This window comes from Janthinobacterium breve, assembly GCF_051380895.1.
In the GTDB taxonomy this organism is placed as follows: Bacteria; Pseudomonadota; Gammaproteobacteria; order Burkholderiales; family Burkholderiaceae_D; genus Janthinobacterium.
Genome location: NZ_JBNYXY010000008.1, coordinates 346450 through 367110, shown reverse-complemented (window position 1 = coordinate 367110; position 20661 = coordinate 346450). Strand labels below are relative to the sequence as shown.

At 64.3% G+C, this 20661-nt stretch carries 18 protein-coding genes; 5 read left to right on the top strand and 13 right to left on the bottom strand.

The annotated features are described in order from the left end of the window. Window positions 1-96: 96 nt before the first annotated feature. Together ACQ4W0_RS18105 and ACQ4W0_RS18100 are read left to right on the top strand one after the other, a co-directional pair. Entirely contained in the window at window positions 97-1338 is a 1242-nt protein-coding gene (locus ACQ4W0_RS18105; RefSeq protein WP_436577996.1) for a PepSY-associated TM helix domain-containing protein, read from the top strand. A 320-nt stretch (window positions 1339-1658) separates the two neighbouring features. Continuing rightward, window positions 1659-3989, top strand: coding sequence for a TonB-dependent receptor (locus tag ACQ4W0_RS18100; protein ID WP_436577995.1), 2331 nt, complete (start codon window positions 1659-1661; stop codon window positions 3987-3989). Between the two features lie 26 nt (window positions 3990-4015). Here the strand turns inward: ACQ4W0_RS18100 and mdcH are convergent, their stop codons facing one another. The 9 genes from mdcH to mdcA are packed head-to-tail and all read right to left on the bottom strand — an operon-like array spanning window position 4016 to window position 11299. Next, the gene (gene mdcH, locus ACQ4W0_RS18095; RefSeq protein WP_436577994.1) at window positions 4016-4954 is read right to left on the bottom strand and encodes a malonate decarboxylase subunit epsilon; all 939 of its coding nucleotides are present in this window, start codon (window positions 4952-4954) and stop codon (window positions 4016-4018) included. Further along, complete coding sequence (locus ACQ4W0_RS18090; RefSeq protein ID WP_436577993.1) at window positions 4951-5568, bottom strand: malonate decarboxylase holo-ACP synthase; 618 nt, start codon at window positions 5566-5568, stop codon at window positions 4951-4953. The genes mdcH and ACQ4W0_RS18090 overlap by 4 nt, the downstream gene beginning before the upstream one ends. After that, window positions 5568-6332 (bottom strand): malonate transporter subunit MadM, encoded by a 765-nt coding sequence (gene madM, locus ACQ4W0_RS18085; protein ID WP_436577992.1) that lies wholly within the window; start codon window positions 6330-6332, stop codon window positions 5568-5570. The genes ACQ4W0_RS18090 and madM overlap by 1 nt, the downstream gene beginning before the upstream one ends. Then, a complete protein-coding gene (madL, locus tag ACQ4W0_RS18080) occupies window positions 6325-6738 on the bottom strand; it encodes a malonate transporter subunit MadL (RefSeq protein WP_436577991.1) in 414 nt (137 codons plus the stop codon). Before madL ends, madM begins: the two co-directional genes overlap by 8 nt. A gap of 54 nt (window positions 6739-6792) precedes the next feature. After that, the gene (mdcE, locus tag ACQ4W0_RS18075) at window positions 6793-7605 is read right to left on the bottom strand and encodes a biotin-independent malonate decarboxylase subunit gamma (protein ID WP_436577990.1); all 813 of its coding nucleotides are present in this window, start codon (window positions 7603-7605) and stop codon (window positions 6793-6795) included. Continuing rightward, window positions 7602-8456: a biotin-independent malonate decarboxylase subunit beta gene (locus tag ACQ4W0_RS18070; protein WP_436577989.1), complete on the bottom strand. Its 855-nt coding sequence runs from the start codon at window positions 8454-8456 to the stop codon at window positions 7602-7604. The genes mdcE and ACQ4W0_RS18070 overlap by 4 nt, the downstream gene beginning before the upstream one ends. Further along, window positions 8453-8761, bottom strand: a complete 309-nt coding sequence (locus ACQ4W0_RS18065; RefSeq protein WP_436577988.1) for a malonate decarboxylase subunit delta — start codon at window positions 8759-8761, stop codon at window positions 8453-8455. The genes ACQ4W0_RS18070 and ACQ4W0_RS18065 overlap by 4 nt, the downstream gene beginning before the upstream one ends. Continuing rightward, window positions 8748-9623, bottom strand: a complete 876-nt coding sequence (locus ACQ4W0_RS18060; RefSeq protein ID WP_436577987.1) for a triphosphoribosyl-dephospho-CoA synthase — start codon at window positions 9621-9623, stop codon at window positions 8748-8750. Before ACQ4W0_RS18060 ends, ACQ4W0_RS18065 begins: the two co-directional genes overlap by 14 nt. After that, on the bottom strand, window positions 9623-11299 hold the full coding sequence (mdcA, locus tag ACQ4W0_RS18055) for a malonate decarboxylase subunit alpha (protein ID WP_436577986.1): 1677 nt from the start codon (window positions 11297-11299) through the stop codon (window positions 9623-9625). Before mdcA ends, ACQ4W0_RS18060 begins: the two co-directional genes overlap by 1 nt. Window positions 11300-11414: 115 nt before the next feature. On the opposite strand from mdcA, the gene ACQ4W0_RS18050 reads away from it, so the two are divergent. Beyond that, a complete protein-coding gene (locus ACQ4W0_RS18050; RefSeq protein ID WP_436577985.1) occupies window positions 11415-12338 on the top strand; it encodes a LysR family transcriptional regulator in 924 nt (307 codons plus the stop codon). Between the two features lie 103 nt (window positions 12339-12441). Here the strand turns inward: ACQ4W0_RS18050 and ACQ4W0_RS18045 are convergent, their stop codons facing one another. From ACQ4W0_RS18045 to ACQ4W0_RS18030, 4 genes are all read right to left on the bottom strand, one after another. Continuing rightward, on the bottom strand, window positions 12442-12801 hold the full coding sequence (locus tag ACQ4W0_RS18045; protein ID WP_436577984.1) for an immunity protein PIM1 family protein: 360 nt from the start codon (window positions 12799-12801) through the stop codon (window positions 12442-12444). Window positions 12802-12960: 159 nt separating this feature from the next. Then, window positions 12961-14847: a glycoside hydrolase family 15 protein gene (locus ACQ4W0_RS18040; RefSeq protein ID WP_436577983.1), complete on the bottom strand. Its 1887-nt coding sequence runs from the start codon at window positions 14845-14847 to the stop codon at window positions 12961-12963. After that, window positions 14819-15610 carry a trehalose-phosphatase gene (gene otsB / locus ACQ4W0_RS18035; protein WP_436577982.1) on the bottom strand — a complete coding sequence of 264 codons (792 nt, stop codon included), beginning with the start codon at window positions 15608-15610 and terminating at the stop codon, window positions 14819-14821. The genes ACQ4W0_RS18040 and otsB overlap by 29 nt, the downstream gene beginning before the upstream one ends. After that, complete coding sequence (locus ACQ4W0_RS18030) at window positions 15610-17877, bottom strand: alpha,alpha-trehalose-phosphate synthase (UDP-forming) (protein WP_436577981.1); 2268 nt, start codon at window positions 17875-17877, stop codon at window positions 15610-15612. Before ACQ4W0_RS18030 ends, otsB begins: the two co-directional genes overlap by 1 nt. Before the next feature lie 261 nt (window positions 17878-18138). Between ACQ4W0_RS18030 and ACQ4W0_RS18025 the strand changes: the two genes are divergently transcribed. Both ACQ4W0_RS18025 and ACQ4W0_RS18020 read left to right on the top strand, forming a co-directional pair. After that, window positions 18139-19254 carry a mechanosensitive ion channel family protein gene (locus ACQ4W0_RS18025; RefSeq protein ID WP_436577980.1) on the top strand — a complete coding sequence of 372 codons (1116 nt, stop codon included), beginning with the start codon at window positions 18139-18141 and terminating at the stop codon, window positions 19252-19254. A 51-nt stretch (window positions 19255-19305) separates the two neighbouring features. Beyond that, window positions 19306-20601, top strand: a complete 1296-nt coding sequence (locus tag ACQ4W0_RS18020) for a cation:proton antiporter (RefSeq protein ID WP_436577979.1) — start codon at window positions 19306-19308, stop codon at window positions 20599-20601. The last annotated feature ends 60 nt before the right edge of the window (window positions 20602-20661 follow it).

Here is a 20661-nt window from a genome sequence, read left to right as displayed (position 1 = left end):
TATCAGACTACCAGGCGTGTGCCTGGATTTCCCTGTGCGCCCCGGTGGCGCCCGCTGGCGGCAACAAGCCGGTTTCATGTTGAAGGTTTGTACCGCATGCGCGCTTTCTGGACTGTCATACACCGCTGGGCTGGCCTGACCATCGCCCTCTTTCTGATCGTTGCGGGCCTCACGGGCGCCATCACCTCGTGGGACCATGAGCTGGACGAATGGCTCAATGCCGACATCATGGACACGCCGGGCCGCGGCCCCCTGCAGGCGCCGTTTGCGCTGGCGCACAAGGTCGCTGCCGCCGACCCGCGCGTGGAAGTCAATTACATGACCCTGGGCCTGGAAGAAGGCCATGCCGCCGCCTTCATGGTGCGCCCATTGACCGACCCGAGCACGAACACGCCGTTCGTGCTCGACTACAACACCGTCTACATCGACCCCGTCACGGTGCAGATCACGGGCACGCGCGATTCGACGGCCATTTCCCTGTCGCGCCGCAGCCTGATGCCGTTCTTGCGCCATCTGCACTACAGCCTGCACGTACCCGCTTTCTGGGGCACGGACCGCTGGGGCTACTGGCTGATGGGGACGGTTGCCCTGATCTGGCTGCTCGACAGCATGGTGGCGTTTTACCTGACCACGCCGCGCCGTTTGCGTGAACGGGCCGACGCGCCGCGCCACCGCGACGCCGCCAACTGGTGGCAGCGCTGGAAACCGTCGTGGGTGGTGCGCTGGGCGGCCGGCGGCTACAAGCTCAATTTCGATCTGCACCGCGCGGGCGGCCTGTGGGTGTGGGCCATCATCCTTGTCGTGGCGTTTACGTCGTTCTCGCTGAACCTGTACCGCGAAGTGTTTTATCCCGTCATGTCGCTGGTATCGACCACCACGCCGGGACCCTACGAAACGCAGACGCCGGCACCGTACGGCAGCTACATCACGCCCGTGATCGGCTTCGAGCAGGCCGTAAATATTGCCAAGAAGCAAGCCTTGCAGCGCGGCATCACGGCGCCCATCGGCGGCATTTATTATGGCGGCAATTATTCCTTCTACAACGTCTCGTTCTTCGACCCGGCCGACGAATTCGGCGCGGCCGGCATGGGCCTGTCGAACCTGTACGTCGATGGCATGGACGGCAGCATCATCGGCCAGCACAAGCCGTGGGAAGGTACCGCGGCCGACGTCTTCGTGCAACTGCAATTCCCCCTGCACTCGGGCCGCATCCTCGGCTTGCCGGGACGCATTTTGATGTCCTTCATGGGCATCATGGTGGCCATGCTGTCCGTGACGGGCATCGTCATCTGGGAGCGCAAACGGCGCGCGCGCCGTCTGCAGGCGAAGAGCCATTGAACTTCAGCTGAAGCAGCGATTCCATAACGGCGCAGGCGGATTCAGTCAGTCTGCGCCGCACACCTTGCCACCGGCCCGAGCATGCGCAACGCGCAAGGAATAGCGGTCATCGCACCTCCACACTTTGCTACCCAATAGCCGGCACATGCCGGCTGTCTGCGCTGCGCGCTTTCCGTACGCGGCCCGGCCAACGCCATCAAATGCAGTTTACTTGCAATAGAATTACGCGCAAGCTACTATTGCAACTCGATTGCATTTAAACATTCGCGCTGCGCCTGCGTCCAGCGCCAGCACCCCATTCCGCCTTTTTAGAGAGTCCTATGCGCCATCACGTATTCGCAGCCGCCATGCTGTCCACTGCCCCGCTCACTTACGCGGCAGACGACGTTACCCTGCAAACCATCAAAGTCCGGGCAGACAAACCTGCGACCATCGACAGCGTCGTACTGGTCGAGAATACGCAAGCCCAGAACAGGACACTCGGCGGCATGCTCGAGCATGTCTCGGGCGTGCAAAGCAGCGCCTTTGGGCCGAATGCCGGCGCACCGGTGATACGCAGCCTGAGCGGCAGCCGGGTACAAATCCTGGAAGACGGCCAGTCCATACTCGGCATGAATGCGCTCAGTGGCGAAATCAACATCCCCTTCGATCCGCTCTTTGCGCGCAGCGTGACCGTGAACAAATCGTCCGATACCGTGCGTTTCGGCGGCAATGCGATAGGCGGCAGCGTCGACGTCGATTCCGGCATCATTTCCAGAAAGATGGAAAACAAGGAGAAGGATCTGGAATTTGTCCTGCGCAAGGGCTTCAACGATGCCGACGCCCAGGGCCTGCGCATGAACTTCAACGATCAGAAGCACTTCTCGACCAATCTGCAGATGTCCTTCCAGAAAATCGGGCATTACGATATTCCGGGCAACAGCAAGGCAGGCGCTTGCAACAGCCAGCTGTTCCCCTTGAAGGGCGGCGTGAATACCTTTTTGGCCGACAGTTGCCAGAAGGAAGCAAGGATCCAGCAAATCTATAACAAGTCCTCGCAGCCCTTTATCGACCAGTTCATGACAGAAAATCCGGACTGGGCGGATGGCGATTTTTCCTTCTATACCAATGCCCCGACTTCCGTCTGGCAGCGCAAGACCTACGTCAATCCGGCCAACCCCGCTTACGTCCCGGGCACGCCAACGACGGTACAGAAGAAGATCAACAAGGACGTTACCCCCGATTACCACGGAACCTTGGGCAATAGCCATGCCAGCAATTCCCACTTTGCCGTCGGCACGACCTACTTTTTTGATCGTGGCTACGTGGCCGTCAGTCTCGATTCCAAGGAAAGCGAGTATGGCGTCCCGGGCTTTTCCATGGAAAACAAGTCGTTCGGCTCGAATTACGACGAGGGGCTGCCCGTCGGCGTGGTGATCAAGCAGGATAAATATGCGCTGGAAGCCAATCTGCTCGCCCCTGTTGCCTACGTTGAAAGCGTGCAATTGCGCGTTTCGCGCTTGAACAATGCGTCGGGAGAACGTCTTGGCTCCACCAGGGCGAATGACTACCGGTTTGACACCAATCAAGCCGAGATCCTGCTCGCGCATCGGCGCGCGGGGCCATTGAGCGGCTTGCTTGGTTTGAGCCATAAAGCCAGGGATATCGCCGGTACCGGGTCGCAACTTTACCTTCCCGATGCGAGCACGGCTAGCCGCGCGCTGTTCGTAAAGGAGAGCCTCGACTTCGACTGGGCCGCCTTCGAAGCCGGCTTTCGCCATGAAAAAGTGGAGCACGAGATCCGCAAGAGCGGATTCAAGACGTCGAGAAATGCGAGCAATTCAAAACTCGAAGACAAGGCGTTCAGCCTGAACAGCTATAGCCTGGGCGCCTCGGCCAGACTTGGCAAGCTTTTCGGCGCGAAAGTGCGCTATTCATCGTCGGAAAGAGCGCCCGACGTCAATGAATTGTATGCGAGCAATCGGCACTATTCGATCCTGGCCCAGGAAGAAGGAAACCAGAACCTCAAGGCCGAACGCGCAAGGAATACCGAACTTACCGGCTCGTTCGGAAATGGCGGCTTCAAGCTGTCGGCAACGGGCTACGTCATGCAGTACGAGAACTATCTCTACCTTGGCCACTCGGGAGCCGCGATGGCAAATCGCCTGCCCTTGAAATATTGGAAGCAGACCGATACGACTGTCAAGGGGTTCGAGGTCGACGCCTCCCAGGTCATTCAGCTGGGCAGCTATGGCAAGCTTAACCTCTCCGCATTTGCCGACCTGGTCAAGAACAAGGCGGACAATCCGGACAAGCTGCGCGCGCACAACGACGGCGAATATCTGCCCAATATGCCCACCAACCGCTACGGCGCGAATCTGCTGTGGGAAAACAAGGGGTGGAAGGCCAGGCTTTCCAGCACCTGGTACGACAAGCAGAAGTATCTGGGCAAAAGCGTCAGCGAGGAAGTGCCGCTCGACGGCTACACCATGGTGAACTTCCAGGTGAGCCGCGCACTGCAGGTGCCCAATTCGCCGTTTGCAGGGATCGAAGTGTTCATCAGCGGAACCAACCTGCTCGATGACGATGCCCGGCCGCACAATTCCCCACTGAAGTACATCGCGCCGTTGCCAGGCCGTGGCTTCCAGCTTGGATTGAGCGCCAAGCTGTAATGCGCGGTGGCAACGTGCCATGGCGGTCAGTTGCCACCCCGCTCCCGCTCCCGCTCCACCAGCGCCAGCAGGCTGTCGCCCCGGTTGCCGTCGCAGCAGACGGCCACGCCATCCGTGAAGTCAGGCGCCGTCAGCCGCGTCAGCACGCTGCCGGGCGGCATTTCCAGCGCCAGCCGGGCGCCCCGCTCCCACGCCAGGCGCGAGGTAGCGGTCCATTGCACGCGCTGCGCCATGTTGGCGGCCAGGCTGTCGCGGATGCGGGACGGGTCGAACAGCGCGCGCGCCGCGCTGCTGCTCAGGTAGACGAGCGAGGGTCGGCGCACGGTCACGCCGTCGAAGGCGGCGCGCAAGTCCAGTGCGGCGGCATCCAGCAGCGGGCAATGCGACGGCACGCTGATGGCCAGGCGCTTGGCCTTGCTGGCGCCGTGCTCCAGGGCCAGCGCCATCACGGCTTGCAGGGCGGGCTCGCTGCCGGCAATGGCGATCTGGCGCCGCGCATTCAGGTTGGCGATATACACGGGCGTGGCGGCGCAGTGCACTTGCGCGAGCAGCGATTCGAGTTGCGCCAGATCAAGCCCGATGACGGCCGCCATGCCGTAGCCGTCCGGATACGCCTGTTCCATCAGCTGTCCGCGCCGCGCCACCAGACGCAGGGCATCCGTATAATCGAGCGCGCCAGCCACCACCGCCGCCGCATACTCGCCGATGGAAAAGCCGGCCACCATGTCCGGTAGCGCGCCGCGCGCGGCCAGCGAGCGCGCCATCGCCACGCCGGCGATCAGCAAACACAGTTGCACGGCCCCAGTCGAGGCCAGTGCGGCGGCCGTGTCCAGTGCCAGCGGATCGCGGCCCAGCACGGCCGCCGCTTCGGCCAGGGCCTCCCGCACCGCCGCATCATCCGGCAGCGCATGCAGCATGCCCGGAGTCTGGGCGCCCTGGCCGGGAAAGGTGAATAACACGCTCACGCAAGCTCCCAAGGCGTCGCCGTCAGCACGGGTCCGTGATCCGTCTTCAGCAATACCCTGCCCCGCCCCGCCGCCCATTCGGCATACGCAAAACCGCCATGGCCCGTGTCGATCTGCAAGTCCAGCCGGCACGCCGTGACACTCGCTGCGATGGCGCGCAGGGCGTCGGCCTGCGCGGCGTCCGGCGGCGCGGCGATGCGCAGCAGCAGATCGAGGTCGCTGTCGGCGCGCAGCACGGGCAAGCCGCTGGCCAGCGCGAACCCCACGCCGCCCGTCGGCCCCCAGGCCCAGCCCGTGGCGTCGAGCAGCGGCGCCACCTGCCGCAGCGCGTCCAGCGCAGCGCAGGAAGGCCCAGGCAGCGGCGCGCTCGCCAGCCGCGCCAACATTTCCGGCGTCATCCGGCGCACGACGGCGGCGGCATCCACTTCGCACGCATGCCGCTCGCTGCGCAGCAGGCCACGCAAGCCCACGGGAATGCGTCCGGCCGCACAGCTGGCGCGCCGCACCACCAGCGGCGCCGCCTGCAGCCAGGCCGCGTCCAGCCAGGCGGGCAAGCATGCGTCGTCCGGCAGGCCGGAGGCCCACAGCAAATCATGCGCGCGCCAGGCTTCCATCAGGCCACCACCGCCTTGACGGCAAAGAACAGCAACGATGGTCCCAGCAGGCAGCCCAGGCCCGTGTGAAACGTGGCCACCAGCGCGCCATACGGCACCAGTTTGCGGTCGGTGGCGGCCAGGCCGGCCGATACGCCGCTAACCGTGCCGGCCAGGCCGCCAAAGACCATCGCCGAGCGCGGCGTTTTCAGGCGCAGGAAGCGCGCCGCGGCGGGCGTGCCCACCATCACCAGGATGGCCTTGATCACGCCGGCCGCGATACTCAGGGCCATGACGTCCGAGCTGGCGCCGATGGCCGCCCCTGTGACGGGGCCGACGATATACGTGACGGCGCCGGCGCCGATGGTGGTCATGCTGACGGCATCCGAATAGCCAAACGCGTAAGCCACGCCCGCGCCCACGACGAAGGGCAGCACCACGCCCAGCATCAGCGCCACGACGCCGATCAGGCCAGCCTTGCGCGCCTCGGTCGCCTGCACCTCGAAGGCGGTGGCGACGATGGCGAAGTCGCGCAGCATGGCGCCGCCCATCAGGCCGATGCCGCCGAACAGCGACAAATCGGCCAGGCCCTTGTGGCCGCCGCTATGCACGCCGCCCCAGTAAGCGAGGCCCAGGCCGATCACGATGGCAATCGCCGAACCATGCACGCGGCCCAGGGTCAGATACTTCGACAGCGCTACCGACAGCAGCATGATCAGGCCGACAAAGGCGAATGCCGTCACCAGGCCATTGTGGATGGCGGCTTTTTCAAAGATGTCAAGCATGACGGTGCTCCTTGATCAGAATCGACTCGGCTTCTGCGGCGGCGACGGCGGCCGGGCTTTCCATCCTGTTAATCAGAGAAATCACGGCGCCGCAAACGAGTACGGAGCCGATGGCGGCCAGCACGGCCACCGGACCGCCGCGTAGCGCGGCGACCACATCCTGCTGCGCCGCCATGGCCACCACCACGGGAATATACATGGCGCCCCAGTATTCGACGCCCCGTTCCGTCATCTGCGGCAGCCATGCGCGGCGCTGCATGTAGAGCCGGGCGCAGATCAAGAGCAGCATGGCGATGCCCACGCCGCCCACATTCGTTTTGACGCCCATCAACTGCCCGAGCAGGTCGCCCAGGAAGATGCCGAGCAAATGGCACAGGGCCAACAGTGCGGTTCCGTAAATGATCATGATTGTCTCCGTTATAGGAATAGGAATGACTTTTTGTCTTCTCTGTTGTTTCACCTACCACTGCTGTCCCAGCACCTCCCTTACTTTTGCCGAGGCCTGGCGGTGCGGCGCACCCAGCCGGCTGGAAAGGTCCGTCAGCGGGTCGGCGCGGATGTCGGCCAGCGCCGCCTGCAGGCTGGCGCGCACCTGTGCCAGATCAAGCTCCGACGGCGCATCCGGCTGCGCCACCTGCAAGGTTTGCCACAGCAGCCCCAGGGTGGCGTAGTTCCTGATGTCGTAAGCCATGGGCGCGATGGTCTCGGCCAGCGCTTCCAGTGCCTCCACCGTGCGCAAGGTGATGCGGGCGGCCGACGCCTTGCCCATGGCATGCACCATCACTTGCGGATCGTCCAGGGCGATCAGGCGGTTGGCCTGGTAGCCGTGCGCGAGAAAAGCGCCCGACATGGCCTTGCCGACGATCAGGCCAATCACGGGATGGCCTGCCAGGCGCGCCTCGGCATAGGCCCCTGCCGCGCCGGCCAGCGCCTGGTGGATGCCGTAAGCCTCTTCGCGCCGGCCATACGCCTGGCTGGCCACGTCGATGACGGCGACGATGGGACGTTTGACGGCCAGCGCGTGGTCCTCAATAAGCACCTGCTGCACGGCGCGCGCCAGCTGCCACGCTTCGACCAGGCCGATTTCACCCGTGCGGGCGCGCGTAAAACGGTTGTCCGGGTCGGGCAGCACGGCCAGGTAACGCGCTGGCTCGCCCGCCAGCGGCGCGTCCACCACGCGCACGGAAACGGGGTAGCCTTCCAGCGGCGCAGTGCTGTCACTCAGGGCCGCCAGCCAGATGGCGCCGCGACTGGTATCGGTGATGGCCTTCATGCTGCTACTCCTTTGCTGTAGATCAAACGCACGGCGTCCGGCGTGGCTTGCACGGTCGCGTCGACGTCGGCCAGGCGGGCCAGAAAGCCTTGCGCCAGATCGCTGCGGTGCTGCGCCGGCACGCCGCGCCGGAACAATGCGGCCACGGTGGCGCGCATCTGCGCCGTGTCGTCTGCCACATAGGCGTCGGCCAGGCCGCTGTGGAAGCGCTGCTCGCCGCCCGTCAGGCTCCAGATGAACGGCTTGTTGCGCGAGTCGAATTCGTCCACGCCCGCCTCCTGCTCGATCACGGCCGGGCCATTGAGACCCAGGCGCGCCTCGCGCGTGACCACCAGATAGCTGCACAGGCCCGCCGCGATCGACATGCCGCCGTAGCAGCCGACCGTGCCGGCCGTGATGCCAATCACGGGCTGGTAGCGGCGCAGGTCGACGATGGCGGCATGGATGTCGGCGATGGCCGCCAGACCCAGGTTGGCTTCCTGCAGGCGCACGCCGCCCGTCTCGAACAGGATCACGGCGCGCGTCGGCACGCCCTGGCGGTTGTCGCGCGCCGCCAGTTCCAGCGCGCCGGCGATCTTCGCGCCCCCAACCTCGCCCATGCTGCCGCCCTGGTAGGCACCTTCGATGGCCAGCACCACGGCCGGCTGGCCGTCGAACAAGCCCTTGGCCACCACCACGCCGTCATCAAACTGGGCCGTCACGCCCTGCCGCGGCAGCCAGGGGGAAGCGATGCCGCAGAACGGGTCGAGCAATTCGCGCATGCTGCCCGCGTCCAGCAAAGCCTTGGCCCGGCTGCGCGCGCCCCGTTCGATGAAGCTGTCGCGCTCCAGCAGTTCTTGTAATGTGCTCATGCCGCCCTCCCCGCTTGCAATTCTTCGTAAGCCTGCTCGATGCGCATGCGCACCACGCCTGGCGTGGCGCCGCAGTCGTTGATGACGATGCTGGCCGCCGGCAGCGGTTCGCCGCCGAATACGCGCTGCAGGAGCGCATCCCAGACGGCGCCCTTGCCGTCGACGGAGGTGTTGACCACGATACGGATCACACCATCGTCGTGCGGCTGCAGCAACACTTCCAGGTCGCCCGAACCCACCACGCCGGCCAGGGCGCGCCCTGTCGCCGCCGGCCCACCGGCAAATTCGTAATTACGCGTTTCCATGCGCTTCTCCTTCTGTCAATCGATCCAGGAACAGGGTCGCCGCCAGGAGATCGGCCGCGCCACCCGGCGACACGCCACGCGCCAGCGCCACCGCTTCCAGCGCCAGCAGCGCCTGCGATCCCTCGGCCGTGGCTGCGCCGCCGGCCGCCTGCACCCGCGCCGCCCCCGTTTGCAGCGCCAGCAGGGCCGTCTCGCCGCCGCGCGACAGCACGCAGGTGTCGTCCAGTTGGCTGATAATCGCCAGCAAGGCATTCAGGCGCGCCGTCGTCTCGTTGTCGCCGCGCGCCCGCGAGGCGTGCAAAGCCGGCAATCCGGCGCCCGTCACCAGGGGAAAACCGGCGCGGGCCTGGCCCCGTGCGCCATCGACCCGATACTGGCGGCACGCCAGTTCGCCCTTGTTGCCGGTGGCGACAGGCGCACTGCGGTCCTGCAAACGCGCCAGCGCGCCGGCCCGCGCCGCCACGGCTTGCGGCGCCAACGATGCGCCTCGCGCGCCCTGCTGCGCCGCCGCCGTCACCAGCAAGCCCAGCGCCCAGATGGCGCCCCGGTGCGTGTTTACGCCGCCCGTGGCTGTCAGCATCAGCGCTTCGCCATCGCGGCCAATGGCGCCGATGCGCTGTCGCAGGCCGTCGTCATCGTCGCTTTCCAAACCTGCTTGCGCCATTGCCGCAAACACGGGCTGCAGCGCGCAAGCCGAATGACACATCAGGGCCCAGTTCAAGTCCGCGTGGGCGCCACGGCTGCGCAAATCGACCAGGCCCGGTTTCGGCGTCAACGTCACTTCGTCGAGCAGCGCCTGCAACACTTGCTGCGCCAGCGCGGCGCAGCGTTCCCGCACCGGCATCATTGTCATCGTCGTCATTACCAGCTCCTGAATTTGGCGGGGGGTTGGTACAGGCCGTCGGACCATTCGACCAGGTCGGCGATGCTTTTTGCCGCCAGCAGCGAGCGGCTGGCGGCGCCGCGCTGCACGCCGATATCCTCGGGCAGCGCGATCAGGCCATCGGCGCGCAGTTTTGCCGTGGTTTTCGGGTCGTGGCGCAGGCCGATGGGCGTGACGCCGGCGACCGCCGCCAGCATGGCCTTGCGCTCGTCGAGCGAACGGGCCTTGTACAGGTAGGCGATGCCCTCTTCCGTCAGCACGTGGGTGACGTCGTCGCCATAAATCATCACGGGCGCCAGCGGCATGCCGCTGGCCTGGCCCACGGCCACGGCATCGAGCGATTCGACGATCGTCGGTTGGCCGCCATCCTGGAACGTCTCGACCATCTGCACCACCAGCTTCTTGCCGCGCACCAGCGGGTCGTCCGTCTCGATCAGGTCCAGCCAGGCGGGCGTCGGGTGGCGCCGGCCATGCGGGTCGTGGCCCATGTTGGGCGCGCCGCCAAAGCCGGCCAGGCGGCCATTCGTCACGGTGGACGAGTTGCCCAGGCCATCCATCTGCAGGGTGGCGCCGATGAACAGGTCGACCGCGTACTGGCCGGCCAGCTGGCACAGGGCGCGGTTCGAGCGCATGGAGCCATCGCGGCCCGTAAAAAACACGTCGGGCCGCGCGGCCGCATAGCCTTCCATGCCCAGCTCCGCGCCGAAGCAGTGCACGCTCTCGACCCAGCCCGTTTCGATGGCAGGGATCAGGGTGGGATGGGGGTTGAGCACCCAGTTGCGGCAAATCTTGCCCTTCAAGCCCAGCTGCTCGCCATAGGTGGGCAAAATCAGCTCGATGGCGGCAGTATTGAAGCCGATGCCGTGATTGAGCGACTGCACCTGGTGTTTTTCATACACGCCGCGGATCGCCATCATGGCCATCAGCACATGCACGGGCTTGATCACGCGCGGGTCGCGGGTAAACAAGGGCTCGATGAAGAACGGCTTGTCGGACTGCACCACGAAGTCGACCCACGAGCCGGGCACGTCAACCCTGGGCAGGTCGCTGACGTCGTCAACGATCTGGTTCACCTGGGCGATGACGATACCGTCGCGGAAGGCCGCCGATTCCACCAAAGTGGGCGTGTCTTCCGTGCTGGGGCCCGTGTACAGATTGCCCTGGCGGTCGGCCATGTAGCCGGCCACCATGACGACGTTGGGCGTCAGGTCGACAAACAGGCGCGCATACAACTCGATATAGGTATGGATGGCGCCCACTTCCAGCAAGCCATCCTGCAGGAACTGGGCGATGCGCAGGCTTTGCGTGCCGGCAAAGGAAAAATCGAGCTTGCGGGCGATGCCCCGCTCGAACAGGTCCAGGTGCTCGGGCAGGCTGACGCTGGGCATGATCAGGTGCAGATGGTGGATCTTGTCGGGATTGACCTGGGTCAACATGCGGGCGAGGAAATCGGCCTGCTTCTGGTTATTGCCTTCAAGAACAACGCGGTCGCCCGGCGCGAGCAAGGCTTCGAGCACGGCGACCATGTCGCCCTGTTGCAGCACGGGACCGTTCGCGTAGTGGCGCACGGCGTCGAGGCGGCGGCGTTTCTCGGTGCGCCGCGTGTCCCATTGTTTTTGCCGCTGCGCTGGCGCTGCTGTGGCGGTTGACATCATGCCTCCGGATGAGCTATCGAAGCCTGACGATAGAACGAAAGCGTCACCGCGACAATCAACCTGCTACCATGTTCATTACTCTGAAGTTAATGAACCTCCATGAAAGAGGCTAGCCATGGCCATCAACGAAGAAATTACCCTGAAAAAGCTGGAAGTATTTCTCAGCTTTATGGAATTGAACAACCTGGCGCGCGTGGCCGATGCGCTGGGGCAGAGCACGGTCAGCGTGCACCGCGCCCTGCACTCGCTGGAAGACGGCTTGCGCTGCCCCCTGTTCAAGCGCGAGGGGCGCAGCCTGATCCCTTTGCATGCGGCCTACACCTTTGCCGAATCGGCCCGGCGCGCGCTGGCCGAATGCGAGGAAGGCGTGCGCAAGGTGCGCGAAATGTCGGGCATCAACCCCGTGCGCCTGAAAATCGGTTCGCTGTATTCCTTGACCCTGCACTGCATCCCGCAGTTGGTGATCGCCCTGAAGCTACGCCGGCCGGGCCTGGACATCGACCTGACCCTGGGCTCGAACCGCGACCTGCTGCAAAGCCTGGCCGATGGCCGGCTGGACGCCATCATCATCGGCGTGCAGGAAGACGAACAGCATGCCGGACTGGTGGCGGTGCCCCTGTTCCAGGACGACGTCTACCTGGCCGCGCCACTCGGTTCGCCCTATGCGGGGGCGGCATCTGTGGACTTGCAGCAGCTGCGCAATGACAAATTCGTCACGCTCAACGAGGGTTTCGTCACCTCGCAAAGCTTCAACCACGCCTTTGAACTGGCGGGTTTCCTGCCCGACACGGCCATGCGCGTGGGCGACATCTTCTCGCTGATCAACCTGGTCAGCGGCGGCATAGGCTACAGCCTGCTGCCGGGCCGCGTGCGCGCCTTCAGCTCGCGCATCGAACTGCTCCCCCTGGACGCGCGCTACGGCTCGCACCAGCAAATCACCCTGCTGATGCTGAGCAGCCGCGAGCGCGATCCGAATTTGCTGGCGCTGGCGGCGGAGTGCCGGTTGTATGGGCGTGGCGAGCGCGCGACTGGTAGCTGAAATGGAGTCGCACGTCGAAACGGTGACACAGGAGCGCCGCGCTGCGATGCTGGGGCATATGGAAAACGAGGCCACTTGCAATCTTCAACTGGGCAGTATCAGCTCAAGTTGGAAATTCTCCGCGCATATAGGTTTTCCAGAGATTGTCGATAAAGTCGATCTCGACTTTATTGTGACATGCCTGCGCAATCAAGCCCATGTCGTCCGACACATATCCAGCAAGGTCGGAATTTTCAGTGATTTGATACACTTTCTTGAATGCGATCTCCCTGATCTCCTTCACCAGGGCGCCTTCGGGTGGACAAGATGAGGTCACTTTTTCGTAGCTGGCACACCATGCGCCATCAAACTCAAAAGAGTCCCTGGCGCACAATGCAGCATCCCAGTCAGTATCTTTCTGAAAAATAGTCTCAAAAAAAATACTCTCATTTATTGTCGCTAAAATTTCGCTTATGGTCGTCATTTCGATATTTCGTATTCATCTGTGTGGATGCCATTCGGCGTTTCGTTTGCCGGCGCGCCAACGATTGTTATGACCTGACGCTAAAACGCCCGCAAGCACGTCAACACGCCCATTATAGGGACTGGCATGTACTGCTCACGGGAATGGAGGACGATACAATTAAATCGCACTATCCCAAGGCGCCGACAGCCTTACCGCGCAATTGATCAAGCCCACCATCGAATACGTCTGCGGGAAATTGCCCCACATTTCGCCTGTTACGGGGTGTGTGTCTTCCGACAGCAGGCCCAGGTGGTTGCGCGCCATCAGCATCGTTTCGAAGATTTTGCGCGCCTCGTCTTTCCTGCCGATGCGCGCCAGGGCGTCGATGCGCCAGAAGGTGCAGATGTTGAAGGCGGTCTCGGGTTTACCGAAGTCATCGGGCGCTTCGTAGCGGCGCATGTAAGGACCGTCGCACAGCGACGCTTCCAGCGCATCGACTGTGGCGATGAAACGGGGGTCCATGGGGTCGATGAAGTTGACTTCCGCCATCAGCAAGACAGAGGCGTCGAGGTCGCGCCCGCCCAGGCTTTCGGCGAAGGCCTGGCGCTCCTCGCTCCACGCTTCGCGCAGCAGGCGTTCGCGGATCAGCACGGCGCGGCTGTTCCAGTGGTCGGCCCGGTCCGGCAAACCCAGCTTATGCGCGACCTTCGCCAGGCGGTCGCAGGCGGCCCAGCTCATCAGCATCGATGAGGTGTGGACCCTGGCCCGCGTGCGCAACTCCCACATGCCCGCGTCCGGCTCCGCGTGCAGGCGGAAGGCCTGGTCGCCCACGGCTTCCAGCGCGGCAAACTCGGCCTTGCCGGCCCGGTGGAACAAGCGGTGGTCAAGAAACGCCTGCGCCGCGCCCAATACAATATTGCCGTAGACGTCGTGCTGGAAGTGTTCCTGTGCCTGGTTGCCCACGCGTACGGGGCCGTTGCCCCGGTAGCCGGGCAAGTGGTCGAGCGTCGATTCCGGCAACTGTTCTTCCAGGCCGATGCCGTACAGGGGCTGGATATGGCCGCCTTTCGAACGTGCCACGATATTCGTCAGCCAACGCAAATACTCTTCCATCGTGCCCACTTCGGACAGGCTGTTCAGGGCGCGCACGACAAAGAAGGCATCGCGCAGCCAGCAGTAACGGTAATCCCAGTTGCGGCTGCTGCCGGGCGCTTCGGGAATGCTGGTGGTCATGGCGGCGATGATGGCGCCCGTGTCTTCATATAAAGACAGTTTTAATGTGATGGCGGCGCGGATGACCACGTCCTGCCATTCCAGCGGCACGGCCAAGCGGCGCGTGTAGGTGCGCCAATAATTGATGGTTTCCTTTTCAAAGATGCGCGCCGTCTCGTCGATGCCGCCTGCCAAAGTTTCATCGGGGCCCAGCAGGAAGTTGGCGATGCCGCCCAGCACGAAATACGTTTCGCTCAGTACATAGTTGAGCGACACATCCGTGTTCAGGCGCAAGGTCTGTTCCGGCCCCACATAGCGGATGTGGTGGCTGCCCTGCGTGATCTGCGGCGCCAGCCTGCCCCAGTCGTAGCGGGGGCGCAGGCGCACGCGGATGCGCACGGCGTGATCGAGCGGGCGCACGCGGCGGATCAGCATCAGCGGGCGGAACATGCGGTCGCGGCTGAGGAAACGGGGCGCGAAATCCGTGATTTCCACGCCGCGCCCTTCCGTGTCGTACAAACGCGTGCGCAGTACGGCCGTGTTCGGCTCGTAGAATTGCTCGCTGCGCGCGAAGTTTTCAATGTCGATGGCCCACACGCTGCCGTTTTCCGTGTCGTCCAGCAAGCGGTTGAAGACGGGATCGCCATCGAAACGGGGCAGGCAGGACCAGACGACCTGCCCTGCCTGGTCGATCAGGGCGTTGAAAGCGCAATTACCCACCACGCCGCAGTTGAGGCTAGCCTGGATGGGCGTGGCGGGTGCCGACGCGCTGGCCGCCGCAGTGGCGGAAGCGGCCTGCGAGGTGGCAGCGCCGCTGGGCGTGTCATACGCTTGTTCTTGGGAACTCGTCATCATCTACTCCTTCTGGGGATACGGAGGCGGCCAGCAGCACGGTGCGCAAGGCGCCCGGGCTGGCCAGGCGCAGGGTGGCGGCGCTGGGGCCGCGGCCCACTTTCACGCCCTGCCCGCCAACTTGTTGTACAAAAGCAAAGCCTGCCTCGTCGGTGGTGTCGTCGCCTGCGAACACGGGCCGACGGCCCGCGAATGGGGCCTCGGCCATGAAGGCGGCGATGGCGCCACCCTTGTCGGTGGCGGCCGGTTTGGCTTCCAGGACCATTTTGCCATGCAACAGCAACACCCCCGGGCACGCTTGCACGGCGGCTATCATTTCCTGTAAGCACAAATGTTCGAGTTCGGGCGCCAGGCGGTAATGCAGGGCCACGGCGCCCCGCTTGTGTTCCACCAGCAAGCCGGGATGAATCGCCGCCAGCGCCCGGGCGCAGGCCAGCACGGGTGACACGTCGGGCGTCGCCGCCACCTGCAGCGCGCCATCGGCGCCGCGCCGCTCCACGCCATGCACGCCGGCCACCGGCAGCATCAGGGGCGCCAGCATGGCATCGATCTGCGCCACGGGACGCCCGGAAATGAGGGCCAGCGCGCCGCCATGGCGCTCGGCCAGCAGCGCCAGCGCTTCGACCACGCCCGGTTCCAGGCGCACGCCATCGGGCGTGGGCGCCAGGTCGACCAGGGTGCCGTCGAAGTCGAGAAAAACGGCGCTGCCGGGCATGCTCAGAAGCTGCAACAGGGCCGCGCTATCATCAGGCATGTCCGTCATCAAATCCCCTTGCGCCGCTTGATGCGGCTGTGGGCGTCGATCTTGGTCATGACCTTGTCGCGCTGGCGCAAACGGGCCGCGTCCAGCAGCATGCGCCCGGCCCAGCGGTAGACATTGAAATGTTTGACGCGGGCACGCATGCTCTTCATGCGCTCGCGCTGTTCCACGGGCGGCATCACTAGGCCACGGTAGAGGGCGTCTGCGCCCTGCTCGATGTGATAGGGATTGATGATCAGCGCTTCGTGCAGTTCCCGCGCGGCGCCCGTGAATTGACTTAGAACAAGTACGCCCATCTCGTCATCGCGCGCGGCGATGAATTCCTTGGCCACCAGGTTCATGCCGTCATGCAAGCTTGTGACCATGCACACTTCCGAGGCACGGAAATAGCGCTGCAAGTCGTCCTGTCCATGGTGTTCCGCTTTCAGCAGGATGGGCACGTAATCGCCGCTGCCGAAGCGGCGGTTGATGCGCTCGACCATCTTGCGCACGCGCGCATCGAAGCTTTGATATTCATCGAGCGAAGCGCGGCTGGGGGCGGCGATTTGCACGAAGGTAAAATTGCCCACCATGCCGGGCTGCTGTTCCAGCATGCGCTCGACGGCCTGAAAGCGCTCGACGATGCCTTTCGTGTAATCGAGCCTGTCCACGCCGATGCCCAGCAAATGGTCGGGCGCCACGCCCAGTTCGGCACGGATCTGCGCGCGGCAGGTGGCCACGTCGGGCTGCGCCGGGTCGTCTTCCGGCCAGGCGATGGAAATCGGGTAATCCTCCACCTGCGTCATCTCGCCGCCATAGGAAATGGTCGACGCTTCCGGCTCGATGCGGGTTTCCAGGTAACGGTCCACCGTTTCCAGGAAATTCTTGCGGTGGAATGGCGTGTGGAAGCCCAGGATCGTGCTGCCCAGCAAGCCATCGAGGATTTCCTCGCGCCACGGGCAAATGCCGAACGATTCCGAATTCGGCCAAGGGATATGCCAGAAGGTGATAATGGTCGCCTTCGGCAAGGCTTCGCGCACCATGCGCGGCAGCAAGGCGAAGTGATAATCCTGCACCAGCACGACGGGGTTGTCTGTCTTTGCCTCGGCGATCACGGCTTCGGCGAAGCGGCGGTTGACCTTGACGTACTGTTCCCAGTCGGACGAGCGGAACACGGGGCGCACGTGGGCGATATGGCACAGCGGCCACATGCCTTCATTAGCAAAGCCATAATAGTATCCCTGCTCTTCCTCTTCCGTCAGCCACACGCGGCGCAAGGTATAGCTGGGATTGTCGGGCGGCACGGGCACATGGTCGAATTTATCCACCGTGTCGCGGTCGGCGGAACCGGCGCCATGCGCGATCCACGTGCCGGAACAGGCGCGCATCACCGCTTCCACGGCCGTGACCAGGCCGCTGGCGGGGCGCTGCACTGCTATCCCCTCTTCCGTTTTGGTGTGGATATACGGTTCGCGGTTCGATACCACCAGCACTTGATCTCCCGCAAGATCCGCTTCCAGCAAGCCGCGCAGTTTTTCCGGCGTCCACTCCGAGGTCCAGCCACTGTCGCCCTGGCGTTCAAGGTGGTATTCCTGCAGCAGTTCGCGCAAGTCGCCGATCAGCGGCTGCATTTCCGGCGGCGGTGCGGGCGCGGCGGCGGGCGCCGTGGCGGCGGCCACTGCGCCATTACTTTTCGACAGCAACTCGCCCCGCAAGATATCCTTCACGGCCGACAGCCAGCCGCGCCAGCTCAGGTGGGCGACGAACACGGTCATCAGGGAAATCAGCACGGCCAGCACGGCCAGGAAGGCAAAGATGAAACGCTTGGTATCCGTATTGCGGCGCTCGACAAAGCTCATGTCCTGCACCAGCACCAGGCGGCCCAGCTGGGTAGCGTCCTGCATGACGGGCGTTTCGCTGATGTGGACTTGCCCTTGCGGCAATTGCGCCAGGGATTTGTACAGGCCGCCCGCGGAAGGCGTGCTCCAGCAGCCGATGGAGGCCGGGTATTGCGCGGATTGGTAGACGAGGTGGCCCGCGTTGTCGCAAAAGCCGATGGCGATCAGTCGTTCGTCGCGCGTGGCGCCCTGGAACAGTTCGCCAATGCGGGTGGCGTCTTGCGCGGGCAGGTATTCGGTGAGCGAGGGCCGGAGGGTTCCAGCGAGCAATTCCGCCCGGCTGTCGAGGTCGCGCACATACCAGCGCAGCGTAATATTATCGAGCAGGGGTACCACAATATAAGCAAACAATCCCAGCACCAGGGCCAGCGGCAGGATGAAGCGCAAGGACATTCGGAGTGATCGTACTATCATCGTTTTCCTTTGCAGACATGAACAACCATTGCAAGTATGGCTATGTTTCCATCACGGCGGCGCCCGCTTGCTTTACGTATTGGAACGTCAACGTGGCATGGCGCAGCGCAGCAATTTCTACCAGTATCTACCTTGACCCAAGTCTTATCCGTACGGCAACGCACGTCCCCGCAACGTCATCTGCCCGTAAAATAGCCGCTTCCGACATCCATTTCACTCATATAGAAGGAGTTTTCGCCTATGGATCTCAGCACGTTTCACTCGCTGATGGGAGGCCCGCTGCGCTCGGCGCTGACCGTGCTCGTTTCCGCCCTGCTCGTCACCCTGGTCGCCATCGTCGTGCACCGGGCCGGCATCGGCTTGCTGAAAAAACTGGGCTATGGCCACCCGTTCACCAGCAACGTCGCGCGCGTGGCCTTCCGCGCCAGCCAGTTGTGCATGATCGTCTTCGGCCTGCGCATGGTGCTGGCCGGCGCACCCGACGACACGCCGGGCCTGGTCGCCATGTCGCATCTCACCAGCGTGGCGCTGATCATCGCGCTGACCTGGCTGGCCATGCAATGCATCGAGTCGCTCAGCATCACGATTTCCCAGATCAATCCCGTCGACGCGGCCGACAACCTGCGCGCGCGGCGCCGGATCACCCAGGCCCGCGTGCTGACGCGCAGCGCGCACGCCATCGTGGTCATCCTGGGCCTGTCCTTCGTACTGCTGACCTTGCCCGGCGCGCGGCAGATCGGCGCCAGCCTGCTCGCTTCGGCCGGCGTGGCGGGCCTGGTGGCCGGTATCGCCGCCCGCCCCGTGCTGGGCAATTTCATTGCAGGGCTGCAAATTGCGTTCTCTCAACCCATCCGCATCGACGACGTGCTGATCGTCAATGGCGAATGGGGCACGGTCGAGGAAATCAAGGGCACGTATGTGGTCGTGCGCGTGTGGGATGAACGCCGTTTGATCGTGCCGCTGCAGTGGTTCATCGAAAACCCGTTCGAGAACTGGACGCATACCTCCTCGGACATCCTGGGCACAGTGTTTCTGTGGCTCGATTTCAGCATCCCGATCGAGCCGCTGCGCGCGGAACTGACGCGCATCTGCGAATCTGCCAAGCAATGGGACGGCCGGGTCTGCACCGTGCAAGCGACGGATTCGAACGAGCGGGCCGTGCGCGTGCGCTTTCTGATCAGCGCGAAAGATTCGGGCACGGCCTTCGAGCTGCGCTGCATCGTGCGCGAACAAATGCTGGCCTTCATCACCACCTACTACCCGCTCAGCCTGCCCCGCTTGCGCTCCACGCACGACCCCATCGAAGTGCGCGAGATGCAGGCGCAGAACGACAGCGTGTCGCTGTACAGGGCTTAAAAAAACCCTGCGGCGCGCTGCCCCTGCCCGCACGCCGCTACAATGACACGCATGAGCACCACCGCCTGGTTCATCCTGATCGGCTGCCTGATGCTGGCGCGCGGCCTGGGCGCCGACCGCATCGCGCGACTGCCATGGACTTCGGCCATGGCCTACCTGGGCGTGGGCCTGCTGCTGGGCCCCATGTTCCTCGGCCTGTTTGCGTTCGACCTGCTGCAACAGGCGCCCCTGCTGGAAACCCTGACGGAAATCGCCGTCCTCATCTCCCTGTTTTCCGCCGGCGTGAAGATGCCCGTGCCCTTCAGCCTGGCCCGCTGGCTTCCGTCGCTGCGCCTGGCCTGGCTGTCAATGACCGTCTCCGTGGCCCTGGTGGCGGCCTTCTCATGCCTGGTGCTGGACTTGCCCCTGGGCGCGGGCGTGCTGCTGGGTGCCATCCTCGCGCCCACCGACCCCGTGCTGGCCACCGACGTGCAGCTGCGCCATGCAGGCGACAGCGAGCAATTGCGCTTCATGCTGACCAGCGAAGCGGGCATGAACGATGGCAGCGGCTTTCCCTTCGTCATGTTGGGCCTGGGCTTGCTGGGCCTGCATGAACTGGGGCCGCATGGCGCCACCTGGCTGTGGCGCGACTTGCTATGGGCCAGCGGGGCCGCCATCGCCCTGGGCGTAGCCGGCGGCGCGCTGCTGGCCTGGCTGGGCTGGCAGGTGCGCGCCAAGGAGCCGAAACACGCGATGCTGGACGACTTGGCGGCCCTGGGCCTGATCGCCTTCGTGTATGGCGTGGCCACGTGGTTGCACGCCTGGGGCTTTCTGGCCGTGTTCTTTGCCGGCGTGGCCTTGCGCCAGACGGAACTGCGGCTGGCAGGCGCGCCGCAAGACCGGCAAGGCTTGCTGCAGGCGGAGGAAACCCATGCCGTGTCCGCCGCCAAACCGCACGACAGCGAGGTAGCGCTGACTGTCAGCGGCGAATCCCTTGTCTTCAAGGAACACCTGGAACGCCTGTCCGAACTGACCCTGGTGCTGTTGCTGGGCGGCACCGTCACGGCCGACGCCTGGAGCTGGCAGGCGTGGAGCGTGGCGCTGTTCCTGCTGCTGGTGGCGCGCCCGGCCAGCGTGATGCTCGGCTTGCTGGCTTCGGGCACCAGCGTGCGCCTGCGTGGCCTGGCCGCGTGGTTCGGCGTGCGCGGCATCGGCTCGCTGTACTACCTCAGCTATGCCATCGCGCATGGCTTGCCGCGCGGGCTGGCGCGCGAACTGGCCGACATCACCCTCGTGGTCGTCATCCTGTCCATCGTCGCGCATGGCCTGACCGTCAAACCCCTGCTGGAACGCTACTGGCGCAAATAACTGGTGCAAATAAGCACCAGTCGGCCCCCTTTGTCATTACTGAAAAGCAATGATTTGTCA

What these genes read in the sequence shown, in the direction of transcription:
- ACQ4W0_RS18105 (WP_436577996.1), top strand. Translation starts at nt 97, where the DNA reads ATGCGCGCTTTCTGGACTGTCATACACCGCTGGGCTGGCCTGACCATC.
- ACQ4W0_RS18060 (WP_436577987.1), bottom strand. Translation starts at nt 9,623, where the DNA reads ATGACGACGATGACAATGATGCCGGTGCGGGAACGCTGCGCCGCGCTG.
- madM (WP_436577992.1), bottom strand. Translation starts at nt 6,332, where the DNA reads ATGCTTGACATCTTTGAAAAAGCCGCCATCCACAATGGCCTGGTGACG.
- ACQ4W0_RS18040 (WP_436577983.1), bottom strand. Translation starts at nt 14,847, where the DNA reads ATGACGAGTTCCCAAGAACAAGCGTATGACACGCCCAGCGGCGCTGCC.
- ACQ4W0_RS18090 (WP_436577993.1), bottom strand. Translation starts at nt 5,568, where the DNA reads ATGGAAGCCTGGCGCGCGCATGATTTGCTGTGGGCCTCCGGCCTGCCG.
- madL (WP_436577991.1), bottom strand. Translation starts at nt 6,738, where the DNA reads ATGATCATTTACGGAACCGCACTGTTGGCCCTGTGCCATTTGCTCGGC.
- ACQ4W0_RS18050 (WP_436577985.1), top strand. Translation starts at nt 11,415, where the DNA reads ATGGCCATCAACGAAGAAATTACCCTGAAAAAGCTGGAAGTATTTCTC.
- mdcE (WP_436577990.1), bottom strand. Translation starts at nt 7,605, where the DNA reads ATGAAGGCCATCACCGATACCAGTCGCGGCGCCATCTGGCTGGCGGCC.
- ACQ4W0_RS18070 (WP_436577989.1), bottom strand. Translation starts at nt 8,456, where the DNA reads ATGAGCACATTACAAGAACTGCTGGAGCGCGACAGCTTCATCGAACGG.
- ACQ4W0_RS18020 (WP_436577979.1), top strand. Translation starts at nt 19,306, where the DNA reads ATGAGCACCACCGCCTGGTTCATCCTGATCGGCTGCCTGATGCTGGCG.
- otsB (WP_436577982.1), bottom strand. Translation starts at nt 15,610, where the DNA reads ATGACGGACATGCCTGATGATAGCGCGGCCCTGTTGCAGCTTCTGAGC.
- ACQ4W0_RS18100 (WP_436577995.1), top strand. Translation starts at nt 1,659, where the DNA reads ATGCGCCATCACGTATTCGCAGCCGCCATGCTGTCCACTGCCCCGCTC.
- ACQ4W0_RS18025 (WP_436577980.1), top strand. Translation starts at nt 18,139, where the DNA reads ATGGATCTCAGCACGTTTCACTCGCTGATGGGAGGCCCGCTGCGCTCG.
- ACQ4W0_RS18065 (WP_436577988.1), bottom strand. Translation starts at nt 8,761, where the DNA reads ATGGAAACGCGTAATTACGAATTTGCCGGTGGGCCGGCGGCGACAGGG.
- mdcA (WP_436577986.1), bottom strand. Translation starts at nt 11,299, where the DNA reads ATGATGTCAACCGCCACAGCAGCGCCAGCGCAGCGGCAAAAACAATGG.
- ACQ4W0_RS18045 (WP_436577984.1), bottom strand. Translation starts at nt 12,801, where the DNA reads ATGACGACCATAAGCGAAATTTTAGCGACAATAAATGAGAGTATTTTT.
- ACQ4W0_RS18030 (WP_436577981.1), bottom strand. Translation starts at nt 17,877, where the DNA reads ATGTCCTTGCGCTTCATCCTGCCGCTGGCCCTGGTGCTGGGATTGTTT.